The 1,750-nt window shown below is 34.4% G+C and carries 3 protein-coding genes; 1 reads left to right on the top strand and 2 read right to left on the bottom strand.

Going from position 1 to position 1,750, the window contains the following annotated elements; genetic code table 11:
- Nucleotides 1-91: 91 nt before the first annotated feature.
- Nucleotides 92-520, bottom strand: coding sequence for a hypothetical protein (locus GQR46_RS19350; RefSeq protein ID WP_007586178.1), 429 nt, complete (start codon nt 518-520; stop codon nt 92-94).
- Nucleotides 521-1,183: 663 nt separating this feature from the next.
- Between GQR46_RS19350 and GQR46_RS19345 the strand changes: the two genes are divergently transcribed.
- Nucleotides 1,184-1,570 (top strand): YkgJ family cysteine cluster protein, encoded by a 387-nt coding sequence (locus GQR46_RS19345; RefSeq protein ID WP_007586180.1) that lies wholly within the window; start codon nt 1,184-1,186, stop codon nt 1,568-1,570.
- Here the strand turns inward: GQR46_RS19345 and GQR46_RS20585 are convergent.
- The coding region (locus GQR46_RS20585) for a hypothetical protein (RefSeq protein ID WP_206009708.1) at nt 1,541-1,750 on the bottom strand (210 nt) is incomplete at its 5' end. The two genes, GQR46_RS19345 and GQR46_RS20585, sit on opposite strands and share 30 nt — an antisense overlap.

Raw genomic sequence — 1,750 nt, 5'->3', positions numbered from 1 at the left:
CGCTGAGGGTATAAACCATCAGCGCTTTATTAAGCTCAAGCTAAATCCACAAAAATCACATTTAATATGGATAAGTTATACTTTTATGTATTTAACCTTCTTCTTCAATAAGCGACTCTAGTAGGTCGTGTATTTCAGCTTTAAGCTCTTTGTCTTCAATTTTATTGGCGCTGACTTTAGCATTTTGAAGGTTTTTAATAGCTTCATCTTTTTGGCCAAGCTCAAGCTGTAATGTAGCCATTGAAAAAGAAACCGACGACATGTGATCTTTGTTATTAATCGCAATCGACTTTTCTAATGCTTTTTCGTAAGTAGTAATTGCCTCTTCTAACTCTTCGGTAAAATCAGCTAAAGTTTCCCATTGTACAGGGTGATCTTTTGAGGTGTTTTCGTTTTCAATACAAATAGCTTTTAATTGAGCAAATAACGACTCAAACTTTTCACGGTTATTTTTGTTAGCCGCCGCCATTAAATCTTCTGCTAGATCATGTACCGCTTTATATACTTTTGTATTCATCATCACTGGTTATCCTTTAATGCAGCTAAACTCATTTACTCACTCAATTTAGCTAAAATGTATCATTACAGTCATTATAAAACGTATTTAAACAACTGATTTATTTAATTTGGTGTATAGCGTAATAATACATTAATAATGAACATCGCGTAGGCGTTAAACACTCTGAGATTAAACTTTATCGCAATTACTCTTGGTAAACTTACACGCTGAATAAACTTGCAACCCAATCCAACGTAAAAATGGTCGTAAAGACTTTAAGTGCAATGACAACTAAAAATAATAGGATGATTGCCGCTTTGGCTTTGCTACTTTTAAGATTGTTCCAATACAATAGCTTTGCATTAAATTCTGTTTTTAACTTAGTGACAGCCTCCTTCATAATAACGCCCTGCTTAGGTATCTGCGCTCAGCAACATTTAACAATCACACAGTTGCTCAAGCGGGGTTTGTAATATTTTTCGCTACCTTTAGAGTAAACCATTAAATAAAGCCTGTACTATATAAAATGTAACAAAGGGTTTTAACTTAAGTTATTGTATCTAACTATTGTTTACACACCCAAAAATTAAAGGATGGGTAAATTCAGTAGAGCGTTAATAATAAATTTGGTGCTACACTAATAACTAACTTAAACTCGTTAACAGCCAACCAAATTAGCAAATTATGAAAGAATGCAACCAGTGTGGTAAATGCTGTATTAAATATGGCGGCGGCGATTTAAGCGCAACGAAAGAGGAAATAGATTTATGGGAGCTCTTTAACCCCGAAATTTATGAATACGTTAAAAACAACGAAATTTGGTTTGACCCAAAAACAGGCTTAAGACTTCAAGTGTGCCCATTTTTAGAAATTGCGCCTAAAAAAGATCCTCTCGCTAAAAATATGTATACCTGCAGTATTTACCTCGACCGCCCAGAGGACTGTCGCCACTACCCAAGCCTCATTCCTGAAATGATCAGAGACGAATGCGAAATGATTGAACCTATCGACATAAAAAATCAAACCAGGGCTCAACATAAACTAGATATACTTATGATTGATAGTCGGTAACTCTCTTTTAAACTGCAACAGGTTATTGGTTATTTTTTTATTTTTAAATAAGAGTAAACGTGTATACCAACAACCTATAGCCACAACAATAGAGCCAAAGCAAATTACAAATAAGGGTATTATAGGCTCATTCCATCCCATTGGAATAATTATAATAAATGGAGTTACACTCGCTAAAAG

Origin of the sequence: Pseudoalteromonas sp. Z1A6 (assembly GCF_011378745.1) — a bacterium.
GTDB classification, from domain to species: Bacteria; Pseudomonadota; Gammaproteobacteria; order Enterobacterales; family Alteromonadaceae; genus Pseudoalteromonas; species Pseudoalteromonas arctica.
The sequence above is the reverse complement of the archived record's forward strand: the minus strand, read 5'-3'. Positions and strand labels throughout refer to the sequence as shown.

Excerpts from the sequence above, each read along its gene's own strand:
- GQR46_RS19345 (WP_007586180.1), top strand. The coding sequence starts at position 1,184 with ATGAAAGAATGCAACCAGTGTGGTAAATGCTGTATTAAATATGGCGGC.
- GQR46_RS19350 (WP_007586178.1), bottom strand. The coding sequence starts at position 520 with ATGATGAATACAAAAGTATATAAAGCGGTACATGATCTAGCAGAAGAT.